Origin of the sequence: Bhargavaea cecembensis, from assembly GCF_000826125.2 — a bacterium.
Classification (GTDB): Bacteria; Bacillota; Bacilli; order Bacillales_A; family Planococcaceae; genus Bhargavaea; species Bhargavaea cecembensis_B.
This window is the reverse complement of the sequence record NZ_LN651373.1, coordinates 939,167-959,478: the sequence shown is the minus strand read 5'-3', so window position 1 is coordinate 959,478 and position 20,312 is coordinate 939,167. Positions and strand designations below refer to the sequence as shown.

The following is a 20,312-nucleotide window of genomic DNA, read 5'->3' as shown; positions in this document are numbered from 1 at the left end:
TTTGACACAATGTCAAAGATGATTCAGTTTTCCGTTGTGGTCATTATATCACGAATCCCGTTCGGATGTCCTGATTTTTTTTCGCGTTTCCGGATCAAACAGGCTGTAGATGACCGGAACGACGAACAGCGTCAGCGCAGTGGAGCTGATCAGCCCGCCGATTACGGCGATTCCCATCGGCTGGTTGATCTCCGTGCCCTCCCCGATACCGAGCGCCAGGGGCAGAAGGCCGAGGATGGTCGTCAGCGCGGTCATGAGAATCGGTCGGGCGCGGTCCTTCACCGAAACGATGATCGCTTCGGCAGACGGCATGCCCTGGGCTTTCCGCTGGTTGATGTAATCGACGAGGACGATTCCGTTGTTGACGACGATCCCGACAAGGATGAGGATGCCGATGATCGCCGACACGCTGATCGGGGAATTCGTCACGAACAGTGCAATCGAAACCCCGATGATCATGAGCGGGACGGTGAACATGATGACGAGCGGATACTTGAATGATTCGAACTGGGCCGCCATCACAATATACACGAGGACAACCGCCAATATGACTGCCAGCAGCATATCCGGGATCGCATTTTCAAACAGTTCCCGGTCCCCTCCGAATGTGACGGCCGTTTCGTCTGAAATATCCGCATCGGCCATTTTCTGATTCACCTGCTTCGTCATTTCGCCGAGGGAATAGGCCGATCCGTAATGAACGGTGAAGCGGACGGCATCCGCCTGGTCGACCCGACGTATGGCAGCCGGCCCTTCGGCGATTTCGATGTCGGCGAGCTGTTCCAGCGGGATGAACGAGCCGGACGGCGTACGGAGCTTCATCGCCTTCAGACCGTCGAGACTCTTGCTTGAATCCCCGCCGAGTGCGACTCGGACCGTACGGACGTCGCCTTCCTCTTCTACGACCTGTGTGGCGAGGACTCCGCGTGTCATGTTATTGACCGTGTCGGCGATCTGGGCGGGAGCCATGCCGTTGGAGGCGGCCGCTTCCCGGTTGACCGTGATCTTGATTTCCTCCACGGATTCCACGAGGTCGTTGGACACTTCCGTGACGCCCTTGATCTTCGGAAGTTCTGCCATCATCGAATCCGCCGCCTTGTCGAGACGGGCGCTGTCGATATCCGTCATCGTGAAGGTCAGGGTGTTCGGAGTGGAGCCGGCGGCCGTCTGCAGGTTGAACGTCACTTCCGCCTCGTCCCCGACCGCCTCTTTCACGTCCGGCTGCACCTCATCGACGAATTCAAACACCGACCGGGAACGTTCCTTCAGCGGCTTGAGCTTCACATACAGCTCTCCCTTGTCCGCCTCCCCCGTCCCCTGGGCGAGCCCCTGCTGGGTGCCGCCCGTCAGGCTCACGTAGACATCGACATCCTTTTCATCTCGGAGCCGGTCCTCGATCTTGCGGATCACCCGGTCGGTCGCCTCAAGTGAGGCCTCGTCCGGCAGGTTGACCGCGATGCTGACGAACCCTTCGTCGGTCGCCGGAAGGAATTCCGTGCCGACGCGCCAGAGCCCGAGCAACCCTGCGGCAAGCAGGAACACTGTCAGGCCGAGCACCGTTTTGCGGTGGCGGAGCGACCAGACGACCGACCGTTCGAAGTTCCGGTATGTCTTGGACCGCCTGCGCCTCGCTTCGAGGTTGTGACGCGGCTTATCGAGCATCCGGGATGCCATCATCGGAATGACCGTGAGCGCCACGACGAGCGAGGCGATCAGGCTGAAGGAGATCGTCATCGCAAATTCGGTGAAGATCCTCCCGATCAGTCCGGAAATGAAGATGACCGGCACGAACACGGCGATTGTCGTCAAAGTCGATGCCGTGATGGCGCCGCCGACTTCCTTCGTCCCGTCGATCGCCGCCTGGCGCGGCCTCTTGCCGAGCGCGAGATGCCGTTCGATGTTCTCGATGACGACGATCGCGTTGTCCACGAGCATCCCGATGCCGAGCGCGAGTGCCCCGAGCGTCAGGATGTTGAGTGCGAAATCCGCAAAATACATGAGGACGAACGTGACGATGACCGAATACGGAATGGCCACGCCGATGATCGCCGGGCTCTTAACCGTCTTCAGGAACAGGAACAGGACAATCATCGCGAAGATTCCGCCGAGGATGAGCGACTGTCCGATATTGCCGATGGCGAGACGGATATAATCTCCCTGATCAAACAGGATATCGGCCCGGACATCCTTGAACTCATCCTTTTTCAGCAGCTTGTCCAGCGAGTCTTTGAACGACTTCGAGACATCCGCCGTATTGGCGCCGGATTCCTGCAGGACGGACATGATGACGGACGGCTCATCGTCCGTCCGGGTCGTCATCTCCTCGTTCTTGGCCGATGCCACTTCCGCCACATCGCCCACTTTCACTTCGCTGCCGTCCAGCGGGTCGACGGTGAGAACAAGATCGCGTATTTCATCGATCGAGGTGAGCGTGCTCATCACACGGGTGGTGAGGCGCTGCCCTTCCTCTGTGTTGACCGGCTCACCGGGCAGTGAAATATTGTTCGCGCGCATCGCCTGCACGACGTCGGCCTGGGCGAGTCCATGCTCCTGCAGTTTGTCGGGATCCAGCGTGACGGCAATGTCGTCGATCAGCGACGCAGACACCGTGACGCTCGCCACGCCCTCGGTCCGCCTCAATTCCTTTTCCAGCCGTTCCGCAATACCCCGAATATCGCCGGATTTTTCATCGGCACGTAGCGACAGCTGGATGACCGGGAACTGGGACGGGTCGAACTTCAGGAACTGCGGCTTGGCGGCGTCATCGGGAATCTGGGTCTGATCGATGCTCTGCAGCACATCCATCTGGACATCATCGATTTCCGTGGACCAGTCGAACTCCAGGAACAGCAGGTTCGCCCCTTCCTGCGACATCGACTGGATCCGCTTCAGCCCCGGCAGCGTCGACAAGCTGTTCTCAAGCGGCTTGGTGACCTTTTCACTCACTTCTTCCGGGCCCGCCCCCGGATAGTTCGTCACGACGACCGCGACCGGCGGATTCAGCTCCGGGATGAGCGTCAGGGGGATCTTCATGAACGACACAACCCCGAGTATGAGGACAAGGAGCATCGTGACGATCGTGAAGACCGGACGCCTGATGGAGAATTCACTGATTTTCATTGGACTGACCCCACTTCCAAAAGCATACTCCCATCATACCTAATCCGACACGGTTCCATCAACGGCGGAGAGACGGCGGCACTCCAAAAACCGCCAGTCTCTTCTTTTTATTGCGAAATAAAACCCGGACCGTCCAAGGCCGGATGCGGACGGTTCGCCCAAAAAGACGGCCGCCCCCCAATCAAACACAAAAAAGCCCCGGCACCGCACGATTCGTGCAGCGCCGGGACCGGTCTGGCTTAAAGCAGGCTATACAATTTGATGTCCGGGTACTTGTCCTGGAACCAGCGGAGGGCGAAGTCGTTCTCGAACAGGAAGACAAGCCGGTCGTGGCGGTCTTTCACGAGCATGCTGCGCGGGCCGGTCATCGATTCTTTGACGTCGCCTTCGTTTTCGATCCAGCGGGCGACCTTCGAGCCGATGTGCTCCATGTTCACTTCGGAGTTGTACTCGTTTTTCATCCGGTGTTCGAACACTTCGAACTGGAGCTGTCCGACCGCCCCAAGGATGACTTCCTCTGTATGAAGCGTCTTGTAGTATTGGATGGCGCCTTCCTGGACAAGCTGGAGGATGCCCTTGTGGAAGTGTTTTGACTTCATGACGTTTTTTGGCGTTACTTTGACGAACAGTTCCGGGGTGAACTGCGGCAGTGCCTCGAACGCGAACCTTCCTTTGCCGCCGGTGATCGTGTCGCCGATCTGGTAGTTCCCGGTGTCGTACAAGCCGATGATGTCGCCGGCGACGGCCATATTGACGGTTTCCCGGTCGTCCGCGAGGAACTGCGTCGACTGGCTCACTTTGAACGTCTTCGGAATCCTCGGGACGGTCACCTGCATGCCCCGGTCGAATTCGCCCGAGACGATGCGGACGAAGGCGATCCGGTCACGGTGGGCCGGGTTCATGTTCGCCTGGATCTTGAAGATGAATCCGGTGAATTCATCATCGAACGGATCCACTTCCTCGTCGCCGGACGTTTTCCTCGGCTGCGGCGGCGGAGCGAACTGGAGGTACGTCTCAAGGAAAGTCTGAACGCCGAAGTTCGTCAAGGCCGAACCGAAGAAGACCGGCGTGAGTTCGCCCTTCTCCACCCGCTCCCGGTCAAAGTCGTTGCCCGCTTCGTCGAGCAGGAGAACGTCCCCGAGCGCCTGCTCGTAATAGGAAGTCTCCTGAATCGGGTGAGATTCGGCAAGGTCGCCGTCTTCGCCGACTTCGAGGAACCGCTTGTCCCCATCAGGGCGGGCGAGTTCCACGCGGCGGTTATGCCGGTCGTAGATGCCCATGAATTCTTTCCCCATGCCGATCGGCCAGTTCATCGCGTAGGACTCGATCCCGAGCACTTCCTCGAGTTCTTCCATCAATTCGAGAGGCTCTTTCCCCATGCGGTCCATCTTGTTCATGAAAGTGAAGATCGGGATCCCGCGCATCCGGCACACTTTGAACAGCTTGATCGTCTGGGGTTCGATCCCTTTGGCGGAGTCGATCATCATGACCGCCGAGTCGACCGCCATGAGCGTCCGGTACGTGTCTTCACTGAAGTCTTCGTGGCCCGGCGTGTCGAGGATGTTGACCCGTTTTCCGTCATAGTCGAACTGCAGCACCGAGCTGGTGACGGAGATGCCGCGCTGCTTTTCGATTTCCATCCAGTCGGATGTCGCGAATTTGCCGGATTTTTTCCCTTTGACCGTCCCGGCATCCCGGATGGCGCCTCCGAACAGGAGCAGCTTTTCGGTGATCGTCGTCTTCCCGGCATCCGGGTGCGAGATGATCGCGAACGTGCGCCTCGAGGCGATTTCGTTTTTCAGTTGTTGATCCATTTTTCCATTTCTCCTCATGTTTTCAGCTTTTCTCATCATAGAGACGATGGGCGGGGAAATCAAGCATGATCAACGGAAGAGGCCGGAAAGGAGTCCCCTTTCCGGCCGTCCCGTCAGTCGTGCACTCCTGCTTTGCGGCCGAATTTGCGCTCGGCTTCGTCGAGTGCGATCTCGGCGTCGCTGTGCGGATATTTCGTCCGGCCGATGATCTGGAAATCTTCGTGCCCTTTGCCGGCGAAGATGATGATGTCCCCTTCTTCGGCGACCGACACGGCGTGCCGGACCGCCTCTTCCCGGTCGCCGATGCACGCAAATCCGTCATGCGTCATCCCGGCGGCGAGCTCCGAAGTGATCGAGTCGTACGGCTCGTCCCGCGGGTCATCGGTCGTCAGGACGACATAGTCCGCGACCGATGCCTTTTCGGCCATCGTCGGCCGCTTCGAACGGTCCCGGTTGCCCCCCGTCCCGATCAGGAAAATCAGTTTGTTCGTCTTGTACGGAAGCACGGTGGCGATCGCCTTTTCAATCGCGTCCGGCGTATGGGCGTAGTCCACATACATCGTGACCGGCAAATCCGTCTCGACTTTCTCCATCCGGCCCTTCACAGGCTGGAGCGACCGGAGGCCGTCCAGGATTTCTCCGAGCGGCATGCCCGACGCGTAAAGCGCCGCGGTTGCGGCCAGCGCGTTCGACACGTTGAATTCGCCGAGCAGGTTCATCCGGACTTCTTCCCGGCCTTCCGGCGTCTCCATGAGGAACGAGGTCGAGCCGGCCCCGAGGCGGATATCCGACGCCCGGAACATCGCTTCTTCAGACAGCCCGTAGCTGTAGACCGGGAACGGGGTCATCTGCCGGTAGCGCTCCGACCACGGATCATCCGCATTGAGCACGGCGGCTTTCCGGCGGGAGACATCTTGTCCGAGCTGGGCGAACAGCAGCCCCTTTGCATAGCCGTAATGCTCCATCGTGCCGTGGAAGTCGAGATGGTCGTGCGTCAGGTTCGTGAATACGGCGATGTCGAAATCGGTGCCGGACATCCGCCCTTCGACGAGCCCGTGCGAGGACACTTCCATCGTCATCGTGTCGCACCCTTCCAAGACGGCCTGACGGATCATCCGCTGCGTCGTGACGGCGTCGTTCGTCGTGTTGGCCGACTCATAGAGTGTCCCGTCCAGGTCAAATCCGATCGTCCCCGAAGCGGCGGACTTCCGGCCGGCCGACCGGAGGATGCCGTGGATGATGCCGGTCACGCTCGTCTTGCCGTTCGTTCCCGTGACGCCGATCATTCGGATCGAGCGGGAAGGATGGCCGAAGAACGCCGCGGCGAGAAGCCCTTCGGCGCGTGCAGTGTCGTCGACGAGGACGAGCGCGGCCTTTTCCGGATCGATGTCGACCGGGCGTTCCGCGATGATCAGGCGGGCACCTGCCTTCAGCGCCTGCCCTGCAAATTCATGGCCGTCGACCGTGTAGCCTTTGACGCAGAGGAATGCCCCTCCCGGCTGGACCGCCCGGGAATCGACGGCCAGGTCGGTCACTTCCGCAGGGATGGTGCCGGTCACTTTCCGGACGGGCAGCTGTTCAAGCAGTTTTTTCGTTTCCATATGATCAATCCTCCGAGAGCGGCGACATGACGTAGGCACGGAGAAGCCGGGCCGCCGCTTCCATCGATTCCGTGTGGGTGCGCTCAAGCGCATGGGACGATTCGATCCCCGGGCCGAAGAGCGCATGCTTCACATCATAGCCTGCCCGGATGGCGGCCGAGGCATCCGAACCGTAGTACGGATAGATGTCCAGTTTGTGCGGGATCCCGTCTCTCTTGCACAGGTCCGCCAGATGGCGGGTGAGCCCGTAGTGATACGGGCCGCTCGAATCTTTCACGCAGATCGATACCGTGTACTCGTCCGACGACTGGCCGTCGCCGATCGCGCCCATGTCGAACGCGATGTACTCGACCGTCTCGTCCGGAACCGACGCGTTGCCGCCGAACCCGATCTCTTCATTGTTCGAAATGTAGAAGTGGACGGTGTGCGGGAGTTTCTCGCCCGACCCGGCGATCGACGCCGCCAGTTCAAGGAGAAGCGCGGTGCTCGCCTTGTCGTCGAGATGGCGGGATTTGATGAACCCGTTGTCCGTGCGCTCGAATCTCGGGTCAAAAGAGACAAAATCGCCCACTTCGATGCCGAGCTTCCGGGTCTCTTCCACATTCATCACTTTTTCATCGAGGCGGACTTCGATGTTGTCGCTGCTCCGCTCCGCCGTCCCGGCATCCCGGTACACATGCACGGTCGTCTGGTGCATGAGGATCGTGCCGCGGATCTTGCGCCCGTCCGCAGTGTGGACGAGGCAATACTCCCCTTCGGCCGCGTTCCAGTTGAATCCGCCGATTTTATCGAGCTTCAGGCGGCCGGACGGCTTCACTTCCTTGACGATGCCGCCGAGCGTATCGACATGAGCCGTAATGAGCCGGTGCCGGCTGTCGTCTTCGCCTTTGATCGAGGCGATTACGGCGCCTTTGTTTGTTGTTTGGATGTCCAGCCCGGCTTCTTCGAGAATGCCGGCCACTTTCCGCATCACATCCATCGTGTATCCCGACGGGCTCGGGGTGTGGACGAGCTGATCGAGAATGCGGATGGATCGTTCGAGATCGAATGGTATCGTCATATGAGTTCGTTCCTCCCAGATCGGAAAAATTCTTATTTCATTATACGCCTTCACCGGGCGGTCGTCACGGAGCGCCGGTCATTTCATGAACCGGCGGACGAGTTTCAGCCGGTTGCCGTACGGCGGATACGCGAGGCGGACGGGGAACGCGGTGCCGCGCTTCAGGATCCCCTTCGCATGCGTGAAGGCCTCGAACCCTTCCCTGCCGTGATAGCTGCCGATGCCCGACGGCCCCGCCCCGCCGAACGGCAGATCGGTGTTGCCGACGTGCGACATCGTGTCGTTGATGCAGCCGCCCCCGAACGGCAGCTCGGACAGGAAGAAGTCCATCGCCTGCCGGTTTTCGGAGAACAGATACGCCGCGAGCGGCTTCGGTTGCTCCCGGAGTTTCCGCACCGTGCCGGTCAGGCTGCCGTAGCCGTACACCGGAAGGACCGGGCCGAAGATCTCCTCTTCCATGACCGGGCTCTGTTCCGGAGGGCTGTCGAGGAGGGTTGGCTCGATGAACAGCTCGTCCCGGTTCATCCTCCCGCCGAGCACGACGGCCGGCCGCGCCGCATCGATCATTTCACGCAGGCGGTCAAACTGCCGGGCATCGACGATCCGGCCGTAGTCCGGACTTTCCCGGGCATCGTCGCCGTAGAAGCGCCGGATTGCCGCGACCAGCTCCTCCATGAACCGAGCCTTCACCGAATGATGGACCAGCAGAAAGTCGGGCGCCACGCACGTCTGCCCCGTATTCGTGAATTTCCCCCAGGCGATGCGTTCCGCCGCGAGCCGGAGATCCGCCGTCTGGTCGACGATCGCCGGGCTTTTTCCGCCGAGTTCGAGGACGACCGGCACGAGCCGTTCCGCGGCCGCTTTCATGACAATCCGGCCGACCTTTGCGCTGCCGGTGAAGAAAATGAAGTCAAACGGCGCGGCCAGCAGAGCCGCCGTCTCTTCCTTGCCGCCTTCGACGACCGCCACATGCCCGGGCTCAAACGTCGAAGCGATCAGCTCCCGCACGACCGCAGCCGTTCGCGGCGTCGTCTCCGACGGCTTCAGGACAGCCGTGTTGCCGCCTGCAATCGCCGCGGCGAGCGGCTCGATCAGCAGCTGGAACGGGTAGTTGAACGGCCCGATGATGAGCGCCGCCCCCCACGGTTCCCGGATGACGAAGCTTTTTGCGGGCTGCAGGAAAACCGGCGTCTTGCGGGGCTCCGGTTCCATCCAGCCGTCGAGCTTCGACACGGTGTCCCGGATGCTCGACAGGACAAAACCGACTTCCGTGGAATACGCTTCAAACGCACTTTTGCCGAGGTCCGCCCGGAGCGCATCCAGGATGGCCTGTTCCCGTTGCCGGATGGCTTCATGAAGGGCAAGCAGCCGTTCTTTCCTAAATGAAGCCGGCTTCGTCCTGCCCGACCGGAAAAACTGTTTCTGATGCGCCGCAATCCGTTCCGCCGTCTTTTCAATGGATCCCATCAGTCCCACCCCTTCTCTCTTCTTACTATTGATTATGACATCATCCGCAGGCCGGATGCCAATGTTGGCGGTTTCCGCCCAATGGAAAAGGACGCATCCGGACTGGGACCGTGAAGTCCCGGTGCCGTGCGTCCTCCTGAAGAGTGTCGATCAGGGCTTCATTCAGCCGGAAATCAAGTCCGGTTCCAGAACCGTTGCTGGGCGATTGCGGCGACGAAATCTTCCTGGAAACCGGCATTGCCGGAAGCGAACACCACGCCCGCCAGATTGTTGTCCGGGGCCGCCTCGATATACGGCCGCCCTGCCGCCGCGACGCCGATCGGCTTATACCGCTTGTAGGCATCGTGGACGAACTCGCGGACGCTCTGGTCGAACAGCACCTGATTGTGCGCGTTCCCTCCGACCACGTAGAACGAGTCGTACAGCACCGGATATTTCGTGGTGAACGTCTCTTCAACCTTTAGTTTCATGCCGTCCGATCCGGTCACATGGCCCAACCGGTCACTGATGATATCGATGAACACGCCGGCCTGCCGAAGGGCATCCAGCGTCCTCTTCACTTCTCCGCCGTCAAAGCCGTCGCCGATCAGCACGGCCACTTTCTGCGTATACGCATAGTGCGGGGTGTTCGCCTGGCTGATCGAGGGAGAGCTCTCCGTCACGGGAACGTGCGTGCCGGTCGGCCGGTCGACCCCGATATGATCGGCGATCACGCAGGCCATCTCCCGGTCGACATTCGCCCAGAATTCCACGTTCAGCTGGCGGATCTCCTCGGATTTCGCGTACCCGAGATGGTAGATGAACGTGTCTGTCAGATCCTGCTTCTCCACTTGCGACAGGCTGTTCCAGAAGAGCCTTGCCTGGGAGAAGTAGTCGAAGTACGATTCGCCCGGACGTTCCCTCGTGATCCGCCCCTCCACCTTTTCGGGGTAATGAACGAACCCGCCCTCTTCCGGCGGCGTCTCCGCCGGCGTGTTGCCCGCAAGCGTGTTTTCATGGTAAGTGACGTAGTCGGTGTCGATCCGGTATTTCGAATAGCTGTCCCTCAAGTTATAGTTCGTTTCCACGATCGGCCGGTTGACCGGAATTTCATTGATGTTCCCGGTGCCGAGCCGGTGGTAGTCCGTATCCCGGTAGGCAAACGACCGCCCCTGAAGGACCGGATCGTTCGTAAAGTCGATGCCCGGCACGAGCGAAGCCGGATCGAAGGAGGACTGTTCCTCTTCCGCAAAGAAATTGTCCACAAGCCGGTTCAATGTCAGCTTCCCGACAATCTCAACGGGGACCACTTCCTCCGGCCAGAGCTTCGTGTCGTCCAATATATCAAATCCGAACCGGTGCTCATCTTCTTCGGCGATGAGCTGCACGCCGAAATCGTATTCCGGATACGCCCCTTTTTGCACCGCCTCGACGATGTCCCGGCGGTGGAAGTCCGGGTCGACGCCGCCGATGATGTTCGCTTCATCCAGCAGCAGCGAATGGACGCCGAGCCTCGGCTTCCACGTGAACCGGACGAACGTCGAACGCCCCTCCGAGTTGATCAGCCGGAACGTGTTGATCGGCCAGCCGGCCATCATCCGCCAGCTTCTCGGCCGCCCTCTCATCGACATGAGCCACATCACCATATGGGCCGACTCCGGATTGCTCACGACGTAGTCCCAGAACCGGTCATGCGCGACCGTCGCCTGCGGGATGTCCGTGATCGGATTCGGCTTGACGGCATGCGTCACATCCGCAAACTTCATCGCATCCGCCAGAATGAACACCGGGAACTGCAGCGAAAGCGAATCATAGTTCCCTTCCTCCGTATAGAACTTCACCGCAAATCCCCGGATATCCACCGCCGTGTCCTTGGACCCCTTGCTTCCGATGAAATTCGAAAACCGGCAAAACACCGGTGTCCGGGTCCCCGGTTCCTGAAGGAATTTGGCCACCGTGTATGGTTTAAGCGACTTCGTCAGTTCAAATTCCCCGTATAGGCCGAACCCTCTCGCGTGCACCACTTTCTCGGGGATCCGCTCCCGGTTGAAATGGGATTGTTTCCTATAAAAATGGATATCGTGCAATAAAAGCGGCCCGCGCTTGCCGGCCCTCAATGTCCAGCGGTCGTTCGACACCTTGAACCCTGAATCGCTCGTCATTTTCTCTCCCGGACCGGTGTTTTGCTCCCGGAGCGGTTCAAGCTGTTCGTCTTTTTCGTCACGCCTGGACGGCTTTCCGTGTTCGTGCTGATCCAATCGGTCACCTCTTCCTTCACTTCTAAGGGACCATATGCCTCGCATGAAATCATTATTCTATGATCACGCTTCGGCAATCAAAGGAGCGCATCAATGGAACGCTGGATGATTGCCCCTTCGCTGAACGGGACGACCTCGGCGTCTTCCCCGCTCTTCAGCCGGAGCAGTTCATCCAGCAGCCCCGGGACCGTTGCCGACGGCTCGATTTTTTCGAACGGTCCGCCGCCAACCGCCCGGTAAAGGCCGGACCAGTTGACGAGCTTCAGAACCGCGTCGGATCCGAACACGGTAAACTCGATCCGCTCTTCGGCAGCCGCGCCTGCCAGCCCGTTGATGAGAACCGGAATGTCATCTTCCGTCCGCCCGATCGCCAGGACGCCCGTTTCCGACAGGCCGGGATCTTCCGGATAGTCGGTGCGTTTCGACAGAATTTGCAGTCCTCCGGAGAGCCGGCTCATAATCTGAAGGAAATGCGGGAACACTTCTCTTATGAACCCGCCCTGCTCACGGGTGCCGATCCACGGGTTCTGCTGCCACGGCCGCGGCCACTGCGGAAAATGAGCCTGCAGTTCGATCCGCCTGATCTGTCCGATGCTCCCGCTCCCTGCTTCAGAAAGCAGCATCCGCACAGACGGATCATACAGAAGCGGAAAATGCATGGCGGTCCGCCGGCCGTGCCGAAGCGCAGCCTCCGCCATCCGGCCGGCCGTCTCGGCATCATGGGCAAGCGGCTTTTCACAAAGGACATCAAGCCCCGCCTTAAAAGCCGCTTCCGCGATTGGTGCATGATGGCGGGGCGGCGTGCCGATGTACACCCAATCCGGGGCTTGGTCTAACACTTCCTCCAGGGAGCCTGCGGCCGGCACTGAAAACTCCCGGCTCATCTGATCGCGCCGGACAGGATCCGCGTCATACAGGACCGAAGCCTCAGCCTCAGGGTGTGCAGAAATCATGCGGAGAATGCGCTCGCCGACGATTCCGGCACCGATCACAGCGATTGTCGTCTTGTTCATCTGAAAACCAGCTCCTCTTCATAAATAGAAATATAGGTCTTCCGGCTTGTTTTGCATCTAACTCTGTTTCGGATTGTAACACCGACGGGTATATAGAAGTCAAACAACGAAAAGATCAAGGAGGAAATGTCATGATGAAACAAGAAAACTGGTGGGATGAAATGTTTACAGGGAACCTGGAACTCGGGATCAACAAGGAACGGCTCGCTGAACTGGAGCAGGAAAACTTCCTCTACTTCTCCGAAGAACAAGAAAACGTCCCGCAGGAGCAATAACGATTGAACAAGCGACAATCGCTGACCGCCGAACTGCGATTTGGCAATACATAAGGACCGCAACCCTCACGGAAAACCGGAGTGGATGCGGTCCTTATTACATTGAAAAAATTAAAAAGGGCTCTCTTCCTTGGATAGGAGAGAACCAGAAAAAGGAGGTATCATGAAATCTTCAAAAACCTTGGTTCGTATTCTGACAAAACCTCAAAGACCTGAGAGCCGTTCAAGTAGAGATGATGTTCCAATTTAGGGTGGGTCTTACTATTAATCAAAGGGTTTCGATCAAACCACTTGATGTATTCTGAGTTCACTACCTTATAGAAATACAAGGAATTCTCGTCAATGACTCCTGACAAATCATCTTGCAAGCTATTTAAATCAAATCTTCCGTATTCAGTTGAGAATCTGTAGGACCATACATAATACTCGACAGGAGAAATGGGTTGATCATAAATCACTTCAAATTTGTTACCTTCTATATCATTAAACTTAAGCTTTAGGTAATCAAAGTGAGTGATCACTTCAAAGAACCCTAAATCTCCGAGACTGCGACCCTTCATTGATGTGATGGGTTGCCAAGCACGCAAAATTTCCATCTAATCACTCTTTCTCTCTAATAATATCAGACTTGATCGATCCTCCAATGAAGGGGTTCCTGTGGCGAGGTTATCACACCAATGGTCTCCGCCTATTATCATTCCGTATTAAATCCATTTGCCCCAACTTCTCCCCAAGAAAGCAAAAACGCCACCTCGTAATGAAGTGGCGTTCTTCTCAAACCCTTATACATCAAGGGTTTCTATGATGATTCCGACTGGGCTCGAACCAGCGACCTCTACCCTGTCAAGGTAGCGCTCTCCCAGCTGAGCTACGGAATCAAATCTGGGATGTTGGCTTGGCGTGTTTCTCTCTCAAGCACATTTACTATAATAAAGGGCTTCAGGTATAAAGTCAACAGGTATTTTAAAAAAGTTTTTGGAGAGTGCGATTTTCCTGCTGGCGATGTTGAACTCTTCCATCTCGTGGCCCAACTCTTCCACTTCGCGATGCAACTCTTCCACTTCGCGACCCAACTCTTCCACTTCGATCTTCTCCTCCCCTTTGACGAAAAAAATCCCCGGAGAGCTTCTGCTCTGCCGGGGATTTCTCTATTCAGGCGGTGGCCACTTTTCCTTTGCCGCCTTTGTTTTTGGTCATCAACTGGATGGCGAGCAGGATGACGAAGAGAGCGATGCCGATGATGTCGGTCATGTTCTCAGGGAAGATGAGCATGATGCCCGCTGCGAGGGCGCCGAGCCGCTCGAGCCAGTTCAGCTTGCGGTACCAGAAGCCGACGAATCCGGCTCCGATGGCGAGCATGCCGGCGAGGGCGGTGGCGGTCACCCAGACGATTTCCAGGATGCTCGCATCGATCATGAGCATGGCCGGGTTGTAGACGAACATATACGGGATGATGAACGCGGCAATCGCGAGCTTCGCCGCGTTGACGCCCGTCTTGATCGGGTCACCGCCGGAAATGCCGGATGCCGCGAACGCTGCGAGGGCGACCGGCGGCGTGATGTCCGCGATGATACCGAAGTAGAAGACGAACAAGTGTGCAGAAAGCGCGACGACGACCGGAACGGCCGCGCCCGCCGGCTCACCGAGCATGAGGAGCGTGATGACCGCCGGCGCGGCGATCGTCGACGTGATGACATAGTTCGCCGTTGTTGGCGAGCCCATGCCGAGCACGATGGCCGCCAGCATCGTGAAGAACAGGGTCAGGATGAGGTGGCCGCCGGAAGCGGAGATGAGGCCGTTTGCCAGGCTGAGGCCGAGGCCGGTCTTCACGACGACCCCGACGATGATCCCCGCACAGGCGGTCGCTGCAGCGACGGCGAGGGCCGTCCGCGCCCCGTCGACGAGTGCGTTGATCATGTCCATGAAGCCGAGGCGGGTCTCCTTGTCGAATGCGCTGACGACGACGGTGAGGACGATGCCCCAGAGTGCCGCCTGCATCGTCGGAATGCCGATCAGAAGGAACACGATGATCCCGACGATCGGGAGAAGCAGGTAAATTTTCTTGAACACTTCGCGCCGGTCCGGCATTTCGTCGTCCGACAGGCCGGACAGGCCGATCCGCTTCGCTTCGAAATGGGTCATGATCCAGATGCCGGCGAAGTACAGGAGCGCCGGGATGGCTGCCGCCTTAGCGATCTCCCAGTAAGTGATTCCGCCGATGAACTCGACCATGAGGAACGCGGCGGCCCCCATGATCGGCGGCATGAGCTGGCCGCCGGTGGACGCAGCCGCTTCGACCGCACCCGCGAATTCCCGCCGGTAGCCGAGTTTTTTCATCATCGGGATCGTGTAGGATCCCGATGTAACGACGTTAGCGACCGAGCTTCCCGAGATCGTCCCCTGAAGCGCGCTCGAGAAGATGGCGACCTTTGCCGGACCGCCCGTCAGCTTGCCTGCAAGCGCCACGGCCAAGTCATTGAAATACTGGCCGACGCCGGTCTTGACGAGGAACGCCCCGAACAGCAGGAACACGAAGATGAACGTGGCGGATACGCTGATCGGCGTTCCGAGTATCCCGTCCGTCGTAAAGAACATCAGCTGACTGAGCGCCGACAGGTCCTGTCCCCGGTGTGCGAGGAATCCGGGGAAGTACGGGCCGAAGAACGCATACACAAGAAACGCGACCGAGATGATGGTGATCGGCAGGCCGACCGCCCGCCTTGCAGCTTCAAGCGTGAGCAGCACGGCAATGATGGCGACGACCATATCCAGTTCCGTCATCCGGCCGACCCGGAGAACGAGGTCTCCGTAATTCAGCGGCCAATACAGGCCGACGCCCACCGACAGCAGCGCCAGGATCATGTCATAAAACGGCACTTTGCCCTTCTTCGGTGATTTCCTCCGGAACGGGAACAGCAGGAAAATGAGCGAGAGCGCAAATCCGAGGTGGATGGAGCGCTGGATATAGGCCGTGTACTGGCCGAAAATCGCCGTATACAGCTGGAACAGCGAGAAGGCGAGCAGGCCGAAGAACACGACTTTCTTCATGATGCCGCCGAGGTCCCGGGTGTTGGCCTCCGGGTCATACTTCTTCAGCAGTTCCTGTTGTTCTTCTTCGGAGAGCTGGCCCTCCCCCGGTCCTTTCACCGGCTCTTTGTTATCCGCCATTCATGTTCACTCCTTTCAGCATGCCGAGCAGGGACAGCCTCTTCACTTCAAATAAATAAGAAGCTCCCCGCTCCAATTCTTTTTTCAAGTCGTGTCTGCGGCCGTCGTAGCGGAATTCGAGATCCGCATCGATGTCGGCCACGAACAAGTTAAACGAGTCCAATGTCTTGTCTTCATATTCCAGGATGTATTTGCCGTCGCGTTCGGTGAATGTCTCCCCCGCTTCGGCGTGGCCCGGCAATCCGATCGCCAGGTCTTCATACTCCATCCGGAGAAGCCGGATCCGTCCGTCCCCGGTCACCCTGTACGATTCCAGCACATCGGTCAGATGGATGGAATGGGTGTACCGGATGGCGAACCGGTCTTCGCCGGTCTTGCGTATGTAGTGGACGGCCGGATGCTCCGTCCTCGTTTCCGTGAAAGTGAACGCCGTGAAGACGGGCAGCAGCAGGAAACAAAGGAGCAGAATGCCCGCACCGGCCGCCAGAGCGAATTTCCGCATGGAGCCTCCCCTCCCGGTTCAGTCTCCGCACAAAGAGAAATGAAGCGACGAAGCACGGCTTCATCGCTCCACTTCCTGTTGACGGCGCTGGATCACTTGCCGTTTACTTCATCAAAATAGCGCTGGGCGCCCGGGTGGACCGGAATCCCGATGCCGTCAAGGCCCTTCTCTGCACTGATGAGCTGGCCTTTGGCGTGTGTGATCTTGTCCGTGTTCTCGTAGATCGCCTTCGTGATGTCGTAGACGACGTCTTCCGAAAGGTCGTTCTGGATGACGAGCATCGCGCCGACCGAAACAGTCGGTACATCCTGCTCGAGTCCGTATGTGCCTTCTTCGATCGTGTCTTTCGCGTAGTAAGGGTACTTCTCGATCAGCTCATCGGCCTTGTCGTCTTCGACAGGGACGATGTTGACCTTTGCAACCGCGTTGAGGGCCTCAACCGCGCCCGTCGGCGTTCCGGAAGTGATGAATGCCGCATCGATCTGGCCGGACTGAAGGCTTTCCTGGGATTCGCCGAAGTCAAGGTTCTGCGCCTTGATGTCGTCTTTGAGGGAAAGTCCGTGGATCTCGAGAAGCTGCTCGGCGTTTGCGTATGTGCCGGAGCCCGGAGCCCCTACGGATACTTTCTTGCCCTTCAGGTCGTCAAATGTCTTGATGCCGGATTTCTCGGTTGTAACGAGCTGGATCGTCTCCGGGTAGAGCGATCCGAGCGCGGAGACCGTGTCGATCGCATCTCCGTCAAACATGAGCTCGCCTTTGTTCGCATAGTAAGCGATGTCCGTCTGGACGAAGGCGATCTCCGCCGTGCCGTCCGCAAGCGCGGTCATGTTGGCAGCGGATGCCTGGGAGCTCTCAGCCGTCGTCTTGATGCCGGTTTCATCCGTGATGAACTCGGCAAACGAACCGCCGAGCGGGTAGTAAGTCCCCTGCGTTCCGCCTGTCAGAATACTGAGGAACTTGGGTTCGCTTTCAGTTTTGCCTTTGTCGTCGCCGCCTGTGTCTCCGCCCGCATTGTTGTCGTCGCCGCCGCTGCTGCCGCAGGCCGCCAATGCGAAGAGAGCCAGGATGCCAAGGATGGCGAGGAAGCGGAATCGTTTTTTCATCGATTGATTCTCCCCTTTTCTCTATTGTTTTGCAAACGCTTCCTCCTATTCTACCATGACTATTCACCCAAGTGTCAATGTTTTTTGAAAACAGTCAGTATTTGGCTCCGTCGATGTCCGTTTCGGGCGCCGTCTCTTCAGGCGGGATGCTCCGGAATGTTTCACCCTGCTCTTCCAGGTCACGGGTCCGGTGCGCAATCCGGGACGAGGCACAGGCGGCAACACTTGCGACGAGGTCATCCAGGAACGTATGCACACCGATCCCTTTTTTCGTGTCCAGGTCATTGATCACGCCGATTTTGTTTTTGTCGAGGTGGCCGAACGTCGTGACGGCGATGCTGCCGTACGTGAAGACGGCACCGAGCGCGATCGTTTCATCGACGCCGAACAGGCCTTCATCGGATGTGACGATCTGCTGCAGCGGCTCGGACAGCATGTTCTTTTCGGCCAGCACATCGAGTTCGATGCCGACGAGGAGCGCGTGCTGGACTTCCCGCTTTTTCAGTACGCTTTCGACCGATTCCGTGCAATGGGCCAGCTCCAGCCCGTCGTTGTACGGCGCCTGCATTTCATATACGATCTTCGCGATCGCTTCTATCGTGACTCCGCGGCGTTCAAGTGCTTCCTTCGCTGCTTTCGTGACCACATCGGATGGAACGACCTTTGTTTTATCAAACATGATGATTCCCCTTTCGTTTAAGAACGGATGCCCACATTATAACCATACAGACCGTTGTGCTACAATTCGGATACAGCCAATGATTTACGAGGAGGTCCTCATTTTGAAAAATGGACGCATCAATGAATTGACTTTATACAGCAAGGCGCTCGGGGAAGAGATGGAACTGCTCGTCTACCTGCCCGAACAGTATACCCCGCTCTACAAATATTCCGTCCTGATCGCTTCCGACGGCAAGGACTACTTCCAGTTCGGACGCCTTCCGCGGCTTCTTGAGCGGCTGCGGGAAGAGGATGCCATCGACCGGACCATCGTCGTCGGCGTCCCGTATAAAAGCGTCAGCGAACGCCGCCGGATGTATCATCCAGAGGGGGACCGGAACAGCGACTACATCCGTTTCCTCGCCCATGAGCTCGTCCCGTTCATCGATGCGGAATTTCCGACATACCAGGTCGGTGCCGGCCGGGCGCTCATCGGCGATTCCCTTGCCGCGACCGTCTCCCTCGTGACCGCCTGCAAATATCCGCACACTTTCGGGAAGGCCGTCTGCCACTCGCCGTACGTGGACGATTCGGTGCTGGCGGCCGTCGAAAATGTTGCGGATCCGACCTGTTTCGACATCTACCAGGTGATCGGAACAGGCGAAACTGAAGTGAAAACCACTGTTGACGGCGTCCGGGATTTCCTCACGCCGAACCGGGAATTGAGGAAAGTGATCGAGAAAAAAGGGTTTTCCTCGTTCTATGAAGAATTTAGCGGAGAGCACACCTGGAAGTATTGGCAACAGGACATGGACCGGGCCATCCGGTTCGCTTTCGGAAAGTGATCGGGTACACTATCCGGCCGCTTTCTGATATTCTTAATAGTGAAAACATCACAGGGAGGTTATCGCATGAAATACGGCATCGTCGCATTTCCATCAAGAGAACTGCAGGATCAGGCCAACGCCTACCGGAAGCGCTATGATCCACACTACGCGCTTATTCCGCCGCATATGACGATTCTCGGACCTTTCGAGATCGAGAATAAGTCCATGAAGGAAGCATCGGATGAACTCCTCAAAGTCGCGGCGAAACACAAGCCGTTTGAACTGAATGTGACGAAGGTGAGCACATTCGCCCCGGTCACGAACGCGATCTACTATAAAGTCGAGCCGAACGAAGGGATCCTCGCACTCCGTGAGGCACTCGACCTCGACTTCATCAAGGAAGATTCCAAGCATCAGTATGTGCCGCACATCACGATTGCACAGAAGATGTCTTCAGGCGAACACGATGACATCATCGGGCAGATCAAGATGGCCGGGATGGAGCATACCGAAACGATCGACCGCGTCCACCTTCTCTACCAGCTCGAGAACGGCATGTGGTCCGCCTACGAAACCTTCACTCTTTCGGGAGATGAGTAAGCGTTGGTCCGCCTGAAGCTGGCATCGACCGACCGGGAGCGGGAGGATGCCTTCGCCGTCCGGCGCACTGTTTTCGTCGAAGAGCAGAGAGTGCCGCTCCATATCGAGCTGGATGAGCTGGATGAAACGGCCGTCCACTTCATCGCCTATGACGGCGAGCAGCCGATCGCCGCCGGCCGGATCCGGGATGTCGGAGAAGGCACGGGCAAGGTGGAACGGGTGTGTGTGTTGCCCGAATACCGGGGCCAGAGGCTGGGGCAGCGGATGATGGTCATGCTCGAGGAACATGCACGCGGTGCAGGCCTCAGCAAGATCCGGCTGAATGCCCAGTCCCATGCGCAGGATTTTTACAAGAAAATCGGCTATACGGTCACGTCGCCGGAGTTCCTGGACGCCGGCATCCCGCACCGGGCGATGGAAAAGTCGCTAGAACCGGCCGGCCATGCCGACCGCGCAACAGCCGAGGAGCAGTAAATAGAAAACTCGCAGGAGACGAAAAGTCTTCTGCGAGTTTTTTGATTCAGCCCTTTTTGTCGATCATGCGCTGGATGTCCCCGACATTCAGGGAGCTCCCGCTTTTCATGATCGATTCGGCAATCTGGTCTTCAAGCTGCTTGGATACATCTTTCTTCGCCAGCCTGCCGACCTTCCGGATGATTTTTCTTACTTGCCGCTCATCCTGAAAGTTGGCGTGCTGGATCGCATTGGCAAGGGCGAACAATTCATCCATCGCAACACCGGTCTTATTTTCGATTTTCCGGAAAAGCGACTCGTTCATCCGTTTTCCTCCTTAGCAATTGGAATAGCTTCTCCCGACGATGATCAGCAGGATGAACAGGATGACGATGAGGACGAACATGGAGCC

The 20,312-nt window shown here is 58.0% G+C and carries 19 protein-coding genes and 1 tRNA gene; 4 read left to right on the top strand and 16 right to left on the bottom strand.

Annotation, left to right across the window (positions count from 1 at the left end; genetic code table 11):
• Positions 1-48: 48 nt before the first annotated feature.
• The 7 genes from BN1189_RS10220 to BN1189_RS10190 all read right to left on the bottom strand — a co-directional run bounded on the left by BN1189_RS10220 (position 49) and on the right by BN1189_RS10190 (position 12,312).
• A complete protein-coding gene (locus BN1189_RS10220; RefSeq protein WP_040227854.1) occupies positions 49-3,120 on the bottom strand; it encodes an efflux RND transporter permease subunit in 3,072 nt (1,023 codons plus the stop codon).
• A gap of 239 nt (positions 3,121-3,359) precedes the next feature.
• A complete protein-coding gene (locus BN1189_RS10215) occupies positions 3,360-4,934 on the bottom strand; it encodes a peptide chain release factor 3 (protein ID WP_040227853.1) in 1,575 nt (524 codons plus the stop codon).
• Positions 4,935-5,047: 113 nt separating this feature from the next.
• Positions 5,048-6,535, bottom strand: a complete 1,488-nt coding sequence (locus tag BN1189_RS10210; RefSeq protein ID WP_040227852.1) for a UDP-N-acetylmuramoyl-L-alanyl-D-glutamate--2,6-diaminopimelate ligase — start codon at positions 6,533-6,535, stop codon at positions 5,048-5,050.
• A gap of 4 nt (positions 6,536-6,539) precedes the next feature.
• The gene (locus BN1189_RS10205; RefSeq protein WP_040227851.1) at positions 6,540-7,595 is read right to left on the bottom strand and encodes a M42 family metallopeptidase; all 1,056 of its coding nucleotides are present in this window, start codon (positions 7,593-7,595) and stop codon (positions 6,540-6,542) included.
• Positions 7,596-7,673: 78 nt separating this feature from the next.
• Positions 7,674-9,062, bottom strand: a complete 1,389-nt coding sequence (locus BN1189_RS10200; protein WP_040227848.1) for an aldehyde dehydrogenase — start codon at positions 9,060-9,062, stop codon at positions 7,674-7,676.
• A 173-nt stretch (positions 9,063-9,235) separates the two neighbouring features.
• The gene (locus BN1189_RS10195) at positions 9,236-11,344 is read right to left on the bottom strand and encodes a catalase (RefSeq protein ID WP_082194232.1); all 2,109 of its coding nucleotides are present in this window, start codon (positions 11,342-11,344) and stop codon (positions 9,236-9,238) included.
• Positions 11,345-11,376: 32 nt separating this feature from the next.
• A complete protein-coding gene (locus BN1189_RS10190; protein ID WP_040227843.1) occupies positions 11,377-12,312 on the bottom strand; it encodes a Gfo/Idh/MocA family protein in 936 nt (311 codons plus the stop codon).
• Between the two features lie 131 nt (positions 12,313-12,443).
• Here BN1189_RS10190 and BN1189_RS16140 point away from each other — a divergent pair, with 131 nt between their 5' ends.
• A complete protein-coding gene (locus BN1189_RS16140) occupies positions 12,444-12,587 on the top strand; it encodes a hypothetical protein (RefSeq protein WP_179860944.1) in 144 nt (47 codons plus the stop codon).
• Positions 12,588-12,748: 161 nt separating this feature from the next.
• Here the strand turns inward: BN1189_RS16140 and BN1189_RS10185 are convergent, their stop codons facing one another.
• The 7 genes from BN1189_RS10185 to BN1189_RS10160 all read right to left on the bottom strand — a co-directional run bounded on the left by BN1189_RS10185 (position 12,749) and on the right by BN1189_RS10160 (position 18,039).
• Positions 12,749-13,183 (bottom strand): hypothetical protein, encoded by a 435-nt coding sequence (locus BN1189_RS10185; RefSeq protein WP_040227842.1) that lies wholly within the window; start codon positions 13,181-13,183, stop codon positions 12,749-12,751.
• 209 nt (positions 13,184-13,392) lie between these two features.
• Positions 13,393-13,465: transfer RNA gene (locus BN1189_RS10180), tRNA-Val, on the bottom strand.
• 33 nt (positions 13,466-13,498) lie between these two features.
• Positions 13,499-13,669 (bottom strand): hypothetical protein, encoded by a 171-nt coding sequence (locus BN1189_RS16135; protein ID WP_179860943.1) that lies wholly within the window; start codon positions 13,667-13,669, stop codon positions 13,499-13,501.
• Positions 13,670-13,739: 70 nt separating this feature from the next.
• The gene (locus tag BN1189_RS10175) at positions 13,740-15,755 is read right to left on the bottom strand and encodes a TRAP transporter permease (RefSeq protein ID WP_052455807.1); all 2,016 of its coding nucleotides are present in this window, start codon (positions 15,753-15,755) and stop codon (positions 13,740-13,742) included.
• Positions 15,745-16,257 (bottom strand): DUF1850 domain-containing protein, encoded by a 513-nt coding sequence (locus BN1189_RS10170; protein WP_040227840.1) that lies wholly within the window; start codon positions 16,255-16,257, stop codon positions 15,745-15,747. The genes BN1189_RS10175 and BN1189_RS10170 overlap by 11 nt, the downstream gene beginning before the upstream one ends.
• A gap of 92 nt (positions 16,258-16,349) precedes the next feature.
• Complete coding sequence (locus BN1189_RS10165) at positions 16,350-17,360, bottom strand: TAXI family TRAP transporter solute-binding subunit (protein ID WP_040227839.1); 1,011 nt, start codon at positions 17,358-17,360, stop codon at positions 16,350-16,352.
• Between the two features lie 94 nt (positions 17,361-17,454).
• Positions 17,455-18,039, bottom strand: a complete 585-nt coding sequence (locus BN1189_RS10160) for a phosphatidylglycerophosphatase A family protein (RefSeq protein ID WP_040227838.1) — start codon at positions 18,037-18,039, stop codon at positions 17,455-17,457.
• Positions 18,040-18,142: 103 nt separating this feature from the next.
• On the opposite strand from BN1189_RS10160, the gene BN1189_RS10155 reads away from it, so the two are divergent.
• The 3 genes from BN1189_RS10155 (at position 18,143) to BN1189_RS10145 (ending at position 19,921) form a co-directional block, all read left to right on the top strand.
• On the top strand, positions 18,143-18,865 hold the full coding sequence (locus tag BN1189_RS10155; protein ID WP_257125413.1) for an esterase family protein: 723 nt from the start codon (positions 18,143-18,145) through the stop codon (positions 18,863-18,865).
• Between the two features lie 66 nt (positions 18,866-18,931).
• Positions 18,932-19,447, top strand: a complete 516-nt coding sequence (locus tag BN1189_RS10150) for a 2'-5' RNA ligase family protein (RefSeq protein WP_040227837.1) — start codon at positions 18,932-18,934, stop codon at positions 19,445-19,447.
• A 3-nt stretch (positions 19,448-19,450) separates the two neighbouring features.
• The gene (locus BN1189_RS10145) at positions 19,451-19,921 is read left to right on the top strand and encodes a GNAT family N-acetyltransferase (protein WP_052455805.1); all 471 of its coding nucleotides are present in this window, start codon (positions 19,451-19,453) and stop codon (positions 19,919-19,921) included.
• Positions 19,922-19,967: 46 nt separating this feature from the next.
• On the opposite strand, the gene BN1189_RS10140 is transcribed toward BN1189_RS10145, so the two are convergent.
• Positions 19,968-20,225, bottom strand: a complete 258-nt coding sequence (locus BN1189_RS10140) for a stage VI sporulation protein F (RefSeq protein WP_040227836.1) — start codon at positions 20,223-20,225, stop codon at positions 19,968-19,970.
• A gap of 12 nt (positions 20,226-20,237) precedes the next feature.
• The coding region (locus BN1189_RS10135) for a YjcZ family sporulation protein (RefSeq protein ID WP_143242319.1) at positions 20,238-20,312 on the bottom strand (75 nt) is incomplete at its 5' end.